Raw genomic sequence first — 7,450 nt, 5'->3', positions numbered from 1 at the left:
AGTGTCCGTGTGCTGCGGATGCCCGTGAAGTACCGGGGGATTCAACGGCCACGGTTGTTTCCTCAACGCGTGACCGGCAAACACCCGCATCGCGGTTCTACAGCTGGGGGCGGCAACGAAATCCGGTGCCACACGAACAGACCGCGACGTACCCGCGTACCCGGACGCAGGCGGGCACCGCACCGCGAGCTACGCCGCAGCGGCGCGAGGCCGACGGCGCTGCCGAACGAGCGCGCCGAGACCCGCCTGGTGGCACCAGGGCCGCTTGCGAAGGGACTGCCCAGACGAAGGCCGAAGCCGCAAGCCCGGGTCAACTGCTTGCCGGCGGTCAACGCTCAATTTCGAACTGTCCCCACAACGTCAGCTGGCTGCCGTGCGCTTGCCCGGGCACCGTGGCCGCTCTGGGCGGGCACAGCCGTGCTTCTCGCAGACACCGCGGTGAGGAGCCCTGAAAGTCCCGGGTACTTCAGCAGCGTATTTGCCTGGGACCCCACCCCAACCTCGCCGAACGCAGCAAAACGGCGCGCACAGCTCCCTTGCGGTGACAGCGACGGAGCAGGACCCGTGTCCGGTAGACGAACCCCCAACGGACAGCGGCAGTACCGTGAAAGGGCCACCCCGCCACGCGGCTACACGAGGGGCAGGCGGGGCGACCGAGGCGGCGATGACGAGCCGGGTCAGTTGCGATCAAGCCCCGCACACCGCGCCGCGTTCATCCCGGCGAACGAGCTGGTCAGTTCAGGCGCTGGTCGGCGTAAGCGGTGATGGCGTCGCGGTAGTACTGCGCCAGGCCCGGGTCCTGGGCGTCGTAGCGGGTACGGTACTGCGGGTCGTCCAAGTACAGCTGCCCCATACCCGTGTAGCTCACCTTGTCCGGGCTCCAGTGCCGGGCGACAGCGCGGTGGTGGTCCCCAATGACGTCGAGCGCCTCCGGCGCGTCCGGTGCCACTCCGGAGCGCAGGAGCTGAAGAACCCTGGCGTCCAGCCGCTCACCCTCCTGCTGGGCGTCGAGGTAGTCCTGCTGCGTCCATCCCTTGGTGCGCTCGTTGGCGGCCGCGAAGTGCTCCCGCACGCCATCCCCGTAGCGAGCGGCCAGGGCCTCTTCGGTCTCGGTCCGACGCTGGCTGAAGCCGTCGAACATCTCCGATGCGCTCATGGCTGTCCCTTCCTGCAAGTGCTCGATGGTGCGCGCGACGGTGGCGGCCAGGCGTGCCAGGCGCTGCTGCTCGGCATGCAGCCATTCCTGGTGCCCCCGTAGGGCCTCGACCCGGTCCCGCTGACCGGTGAGGACTTCGGCGATCGTCTCCAGGCTCAAGCCGAGTTCGCGTAGCAGTAGAACCTGCTGCAGGCGCAGCAACTGTGGCTGCTCGTAGTAGCGATAGCCGTTGATCCCGACGTAGGCCGGGGGCAGCAGGCCGATCGCGTCGTAGTGCCGCAGCGTACGAGATGTGACCCCGGCCGTCTGCGCTACCTCAGTGATCGACCACGCCACCGCCGCCGTCCCTCCACGCATTTCACCAGCCGGAACCGCTCCGGCCTGCGTCCAAGGTTGGACCTTGACGCAACGGCAAAGTCAACGCCACACCCGTATCGGCCGCCTTCGACCGAGAGGACTCCCCTGCCCCATCGGCGACATCTTGCGCCGGACGCTGCGTGTGCAGGGCGTACGCCACGAGCCCGCCGGTGGTCGGCGAGATCACGACGGCGGGCCGCAGAACAGGTCGAATGGCCCCTCATCGGCAGGCGCGGTCTGCCGATGAAGAAGGCAAATATCGCGCTAGTTGTGGCCGAAGGAGGCGACATCATGGTGCAGGCAACCTCGCCAGAGCAGCACTCAGAGCGAGACGGCTCCCGTAGTTCGCGGGGAGGCTTCCGGGTCGGGGTGAGTCACGATTCCCCGGCATGGACCGCGTCCACAACGAGTCCGACCGGCAGTGCGAAGCTCCCACCGATCGAGTGGCCGCGAACTAACTACCGCCAGATCATGCTCGCTGATCTGGCAGGTACTGCGAAGAGTCTCGTGATGGCGTTGATCATGTTCGCCATCATGATCGCGGGCGGGATAAGTATCGCAATGGTGCTGGCGACCCTCCTCAACGTCCTCGGACTCGATCCGGCCTCGCTGTACTGAGCCCGGCACGGGACGTTCGCCGGGTTCTGGCAGTGGATGGGTTCCCGCTCGCACGCTATCGCCGGTGTCCGGAGGATCGGATACCGGCGACGCGTGTGTTGGGCGGATACTCCGCAGCGCAACCCAGGCGTCCGTCACCGGCGATCACTTAACCCGGCCGTCGATGCGGGGGCAGATAGCGCAGGCTTGCACGTTCGCGTCGCCCGCTGACGCGTGCGGCGGGCCTGGACGGCCTCTTCAGAATCGTCGCGGGTGGTCGCCGTTCGTCGTCGCGGGTCAGCCGTGCAGCTCAATGGCCTGCTCAGCGGGCAGGCGCGGGGTCCTGCCAGGGCCATCGGACGCCGTGTCGGGAATGCCTAGCCGCATGACTAGGTACGGGTGACCGATTTCGCCGAGCATCCTGTCGAGCTGGTGACGGGTGAACGGCACTTCGACGCGGGGCCACTCATCGGCATCAGGCTGACGCCGTACGCGGTGGCCGTCAGCCACACGGCGCTGAGCGCCTCACCGGCCCGCAGCCAGTCGATCGACTCATCGCCTGTGCCGTAGAGCACGGCGTAGCTGGCAGCGTTGTCGTGCCCCGATCCGGGCGACAGGGTGTCGAAGTCTCGTTGTGCCACCATGGTCTGTGGCACCGTCGCGGCAGATTGGCGTCAGGTATCCCGGCGCCTCCAGTCCGGTCGCCTCCTACCCAGGAGGCTGTCTCGTTACGCCGCCGTTCGTCGGCGTTTTCGGTCTGCTGGGCGCGCTCTATCAGGACGGCGAGGTCGATCTGCTGGTCGCCGGTGAATATGTGCAGCCGCTCCCCTACGTCCTCGGCCGCTGCGATCAGCGCTTCGAGAATCTCGGCTGAGACTGGTTCGTCGCCGAGTGTCCGCCGGTCGGCGTGTCGTACGGGCAGCTGCTCGAGGAGCCGGGTCGCCGTTGGATCGGCTGCGATCCGGCTGACGAGGCGAAAGGTCGCCAGCGGGCCGCGGCTGTCCGGTCGATGAGGTGATCCCAGCCGCTGGCTTGCACGGCAACCCGCGCGTGGTGCAGGGGCAGTCCCGCAGCTGATCAGCAGCATCTGGTCGTCAGGGTCCTAAAGTGCAGCTTGCGCTCGGCGACGGGTGGAGCTCCATCCGGTCTCCGTAAACGATCCATCGCCACGGCTGTGTGTTGTGCCCCGACGGCGCGCACCGGGCGGCATGGGCGCAGGCCTGCTGGAGCAGCGCGGCGACCTGGGCGGCGCCATCGAGTTGTTGAGCTCCTCGGTGAGCAGGCTCGACGTCGAGAGCACGGAGAAGCTTGTCGCGCTGCTGACCACCGTGGGTGACGTTAGCGAGCTCCGACGGCGCGCCCGACCGGGACGCTTCGTCGCGATGATTCGGCGGCTCGCCGACAGGGCGGACCAGGTGGATTGGAACAACGAGTCCGGCTCGCTGGCCGCGACGCTGGCATTGGCGGGTCTCCTCGCGCGCACGGGACAGAGCGACGAGGCTCTGAAAGTGCTTCGGGAAGCGGTCGACGCCGGCTACGTGGAGGTCCGCGAACCGTTCGCCCTGCTTCTGGCCACGATCGGGCACCACCAGGAGTTGGAGACGCGTGCAGCGTTGGGCGACTGGGACGCCTGGACCTGCTGGCGGCACCTACCGGGCTGTACTGGCCGTCATCCCGAGACGGCGTTGGACTGAGCCGTCCGCAGTAGCGGCGGGCTGGAGACGTTCGGACCGCCGGCAGCGTGCTCGACCGGGACCGGAGCATCAACTCTGCAGATTCCGGACCCGCATGTGGTCCTGGGCCTACGACGCCGTTTAGATCCTCTGACGCCGACGCCGTAGGTGATCCTCGCAGGCACGCCAATCGATCGCGTGCCAGTCGAGAACGGCGGCCGGAACGGTCACATCAACCGATCAAGCGAGGGCCGCGGTTCACCCAGTTCCATGTCGCATACCTGACCTCGAGACCAAGGCTTAGTGCTTGGACGCTGGTACAAACTCCTTGCTAGGTTGACTGCACCTATACAGCCATACAAACCAAGGTCAAATAACGTTGACTACTTCGAGCGATCCAAAGGTGGACGAGTCGGCATCGAGTCCGAGTTCCGCTTCCCGCAGCAGCCGGCTCAATTTCGGCACGCTCGCAAGCCCTACACTCGCCGGCCTGGTCGCCATCCTCAGCTTTGTCGCAGCCTGTGTTGGGGTCTTCGTTGCCGTCCTCTCTCTGATGGGCGACCAGAAGGAACGGGAGTCCGCCGAGGCCAAGGCGACAACGAAGCCGGGAGTGGCCCAGCCCTCCCCCAGCCCACCGGAGGGGCAATCCTCACCGGCCTCCACCGAGGCAACTGGCGAGATACCCGCGTCCGGCAGGCGGTTCTCCTTCCACCTTCCCCGCAAAGCGTCAGCCGACATTGACGGCGAGAATGCGTCGGTGCAGGCAGATAAGGGCGGACTCGAAGGCGATGACGACATTTACTACGAGACCGGTCCACTATTCTGGGACGTCAATCTGCACGCCCCGGAAGGGTTCTACGGCGTTCACGACACGCTGCCGCCACAGGAGGCATTCGACACCTGCCGGAGTCATCTCAAGACGCCACCGGCGAATTCGTTCCGGGATATGGAGTATCCGCGCACGGGCGGTAAATTCTGCTTTGTCACCTCGTCGGGGAGAATGGCTTTCGCCAATATCACGGGCCAGGACGACGCAGGCATCAACCTGACGGTGCGCGTCTGGCCCCAGGCTGGTAGCGGATGACGACGTGGTGTTCCGTACGCCACGAGCGGGCGGGTCGATTAGCCTTTCAGTGCGGCAAGGGCCTCGCTCGCCGGGGCGGCACACGTACGGCTACCGAACAACCTCCGAAGCAGCAGGCCGCCGACACCAGGTAGCCATGCCGCAGATCTGCCATGGCGGCGAAGTCGGTGAGTCACCCACCCCCGGATGGCGTCGATGGACAACGGCTCCGGAGACGCCTGGTCGATCGTGTTCTCGCCCGCGGGAGCCTTCGTCCGGGGATTCGATCATGAGTCTTCGATGACCCCCGCCGGAAACGACGAGGAGTTGTGGCCGGGACTGGTCGCCACCGTGCCGGAGATGTTCTCTGCCGCGGTGAACGAACCGGCATTCAGTTACGAAGGCACGCTGCAAGCGACGGGCTGTCTGTGGCGGCAAACCGACGACGACCGGTGGCACGCCGGCAACATCGGCTTTCCCAACCGACCGGATCCTGACGGTGCCGACCGGCTGTCTTCCGTGCTGCTCGATACGACCGGCCTGGCCTACCACCGCTTCGCCGAGGACTACTTACGGCAAGGCCGTAGGTCCTGGCGCCGTCCGCGAGGTCTTCGGGCTGTCCCCGCTGACAATGAGCTTGTCGTCCTCGAACAGTGCACCGATCCCAGCGATGATCATGCCGACGGCGCGGCGGCGACTATGTCGCCGATCCGGCGCGGGCTGACGGTGGCATGTCGCAGCGTTTCCAGCGGCCGATCAGGATCGCGAAACCGCGTTCGTCGTGCAGCGTAGGCTGCGCAGCCGCCGGTTGTCGGGAACGAGGGGTTCACCGCAGACGGGTTGTTTGATCGGAGTCTTGATGCCATAGCCTGCCTTTCGTAGCAGGAGTCAGCCAGGGCCAGCGGATCGAGTTCGGCGGCGGACCAGTTCAGGGCGACGGTGACTCCGACTGATGTCGCACAGTCGTCGCGCGAAGGTTTCGGACGGTTAGTGCCCGGGACGCGTCGTGATGCGGAATACCGGATAGCCGGCGGCGATTGCTTCGAACTGTGCCAGTGGCTGCTGGGGGTGGACCGGGAAGTGAGCTCGTGCACCGGGCGCGACGGCCAGATAGCGGCGAAGAATCGAGGCCCGCTCGGCGACCGGCAGCTCGACCAGCCGGACCTGGCGCCGACGGCCGTGACGCAGGACGGCCTCACCGTTCGCAGCGCGGACATTTGCCACCCAGTTCGCGTTCTCCCCCAGCATCGACACCAGATACCGTTCCCCGTCGTGGTCGGCGATCACCAGAGGGAACCCGACGGTGCGTCCGCTCACCCGGCCGGTCACCTCCAGCACTACCCACCCCGGTGGCCCGAGGAAGCCGGTACTGTGCTGAACGCCCGCGATGCGGTTGAGCAGCCGGGCGAGCCGGTTGGGGCGGGCACCGCGGTACATCCATCGCCGCCACCGGCGCGACAGGCTCATGGCTGCCCGCTCTCGAGGATGTCGGTGAGTGGGCGGCGGGGTGTCGCCGCAGCGGGTGCGGCGTAGCCCAGCCGGATGATCATCTGTGCGGTCCGGCCGGTCGCCGGGTCGGTGAGCAGGTCACGCACGGCGGGAATCTCCACGGGTTGACTGATCGGGGTGGTTGCCAGGTGATGGCGAGTGGCGGTCAGCAGTACCCGCTGCAGAGCCTGCCCGGCACGAACCCAGGCGGCCGGGGTGTCGCCCTCGGTAGCAAGGACCGCGATCGTCGGGTGAGCTTCGAACCGGGCGGCCGTTCGTTGTGGGTACGGGTGGACCAGCCCGAAGTCACGCAGCGGCAGGTGTTCCAGAGCGTCCCACGGCCCGTACGCAGTGGGTGGGATCCCGTCCCGCCGGTGCGGGCGGGGCTGGGTCCACTGGCCGAGTTCGGCGCGATAGCCGCCATGGGCCCGCAGCCGCGCCTCCGCGGTCTGCGCGAGGCCGACGATCGCGTCCCGGGTGACCGCCCCCGCCTGGGTGAGGGTGGCACCCTCGTGGGCGGCGGCGGCACACAGCTGTTCCATGACGTCGGCCGGCACCACCGCGTTCATGAACGGGCGCCGGTTGGTATGCCGGCTGCTGATCACCGCGGCCAGGTCGCGGACCTGTACCGATGGTGTGGTGACCTGACTTGTTCGGATGCGGGCGACGAGTTCCGGACGGGCCGGGTCGGGGAAGATGATCACCTGCGGTGTCCGGGCCTGCATGCCGATGGCCAGGCGCAGAGTGAAGACGGCGGCGCCGACGCTGATCAGCAGTTCCCGACCCGACGGGTCGAGGACCTCGAGCTGCCGGCCGCGGTCGGCGAATACCTCGACAGTGCCGCCATCGATCTGAAAACGCCATGGTTGGCTGTTGTGCAGCGACGGCGCCAGAGCGGCGGTCTGTACGCAGGTGGTGAGGGTCTGCATGTCCAAGGATGTCGTCATCATCGCGCCCCTTCCGTTCTCGTCTGCACCGGCGGCCAGGACGACAACCGGCCCGGCCAGGGTCAGCGGTACTCGCCCGGCTCGGTGTCCGGGTAGGCGTACAACTCGGCGAGCCGGGCACGGGCGGCGTGCAGCCGGTCGGCGAGCACGGCGAGGAACCGGGCGTTCA

8 protein-coding genes and 1 pseudogene are annotated in these 7,450 nt (G+C 67.3%); 5 read left to right on the top strand and 4 right to left on the bottom strand.

Going from position 1 to position 7,450, the window contains the following annotated elements:
• Window positions 1-733: 733 nt before the first annotated feature.
• Window positions 734-1,492 (bottom strand): MerR family transcriptional regulator, encoded by a 759-nt coding sequence (locus BC793_RS48365; RefSeq protein WP_109603393.1) that lies wholly within the window; start codon window positions 1,490-1,492, stop codon window positions 734-736.
• A gap of 492 nt (window positions 1,493-1,984) precedes the next feature.
• Here BC793_RS48365 and BC793_RS50090 point away from each other — a divergent pair, with 492 nt between their 5' ends.
• Window positions 1,985-2,131 carry a hypothetical protein gene (locus tag BC793_RS50090; RefSeq protein ID WP_158319602.1) on the top strand — a complete coding sequence of 49 codons (147 nt, stop codon included), beginning with the start codon at window positions 1,985-1,987 and terminating at the stop codon, window positions 2,129-2,131.
• A gap of 368 nt (window positions 2,132-2,499) precedes the next feature.
• Here the strand turns inward: BC793_RS50090 and BC793_RS48360 are convergent, their stop codons facing one another.
• Window positions 2,500-2,754: a hypothetical protein gene (locus BC793_RS48360; protein WP_109603392.1), complete on the bottom strand. Its 255-nt coding sequence runs from the start codon at window positions 2,752-2,754 to the stop codon at window positions 2,500-2,502.
• A gap of 5 nt (window positions 2,755-2,759) precedes the next feature.
• On the opposite strand from BC793_RS48360, the gene BC793_RS48355 reads away from it, so the two are divergent.
• From BC793_RS48355 to BC793_RS48340, 4 genes and pseudogenes are all read left to right on the top strand, one after another.
• The gene (locus tag BC793_RS48355; protein WP_109603391.1) at window positions 2,760-2,984 is read left to right on the top strand and encodes a hypothetical protein; all 225 of its coding nucleotides are present in this window, start codon (window positions 2,760-2,762) and stop codon (window positions 2,982-2,984) included.
• A gap of 334 nt (window positions 2,985-3,318) precedes the next feature.
• Entirely contained in the window at window positions 3,319-3,804 is a 486-nt protein-coding gene (locus BC793_RS52150) for a hypothetical protein (protein ID WP_239170766.1), read from the top strand.
• Between the two features lie 382 nt (window positions 3,805-4,186).
• Window positions 4,187-4,867: a hypothetical protein gene (locus BC793_RS48345; RefSeq protein WP_109603389.1), complete on the top strand. Its 681-nt coding sequence runs from the start codon at window positions 4,187-4,189 to the stop codon at window positions 4,865-4,867.
• A 183-nt stretch (window positions 4,868-5,050) separates the two neighbouring features.
• Window positions 5,051-5,570, top strand: a pseudogene (locus BC793_RS48340) (hypothetical protein); the annotation flags it as partial.
• A 263-nt stretch (window positions 5,571-5,833) separates the two neighbouring features.
• On the opposite strand, the gene BC793_RS48330 reads toward BC793_RS48340, so the two are convergent.
• Together BC793_RS48330 and BC793_RS48325 are read right to left on the bottom strand one after the other, a co-directional pair.
• Entirely contained in the window at window positions 5,834-6,313 is a 480-nt protein-coding gene (locus BC793_RS48330; RefSeq protein WP_239170768.1) for a nitroreductase/quinone reductase family protein, read from the bottom strand.
• A complete protein-coding gene (locus BC793_RS48325; protein WP_249037429.1) occupies window positions 6,310-7,281 on the bottom strand; it encodes an Acg family FMN-binding oxidoreductase in 972 nt (323 codons plus the stop codon). The genes BC793_RS48330 and BC793_RS48325 overlap by 4 nt, the downstream gene beginning before the upstream one ends.
• Between the last annotated feature and the right edge of the window lie 169 nt (window positions 7,282-7,450).

Origin of the sequence: Actinoplanes xinjiangensis (assembly GCF_003148685.1) — a bacterium.
Lineage (GTDB): Bacteria > Actinomycetota > Actinomycetes > Mycobacteriales > Micromonosporaceae > Actinoplanes > Actinoplanes xinjiangensis.
This window is presented reverse-complemented; position numbering and strand designations above follow the sequence as displayed.

Excerpts from the sequence above, each read along its gene's own strand:
- BC793_RS50090 (WP_158319602.1), top strand. The coding sequence starts at position 1,985 with ATGCTCGCTGATCTGGCAGGTACTGCGAAGAGTCTCGTGATGGCGTTG.
- BC793_RS48360 (WP_109603392.1), bottom strand. The coding sequence starts at position 2,754 with ATGGTGGCACAACGAGACTTCGACACCCTGTCGCCCGGATCGGGGCAC.
- BC793_RS52150 (WP_239170766.1), top strand. The coding sequence starts at position 3,319 with ATGGGCGCAGGCCTGCTGGAGCAGCGCGGCGACCTGGGCGGCGCCATC.
- BC793_RS48330 (WP_239170768.1), bottom strand. The coding sequence starts at position 6,313 with ATGAGCCTGTCGCGCCGGTGGCGGCGATGGATGTACCGCGGTGCCCGC.
- BC793_RS48325 (WP_249037429.1), bottom strand. The coding sequence starts at position 7,281 with ATGACGACATCCTTGGACATGCAGACCCTCACCACCTGCGTACAGACC.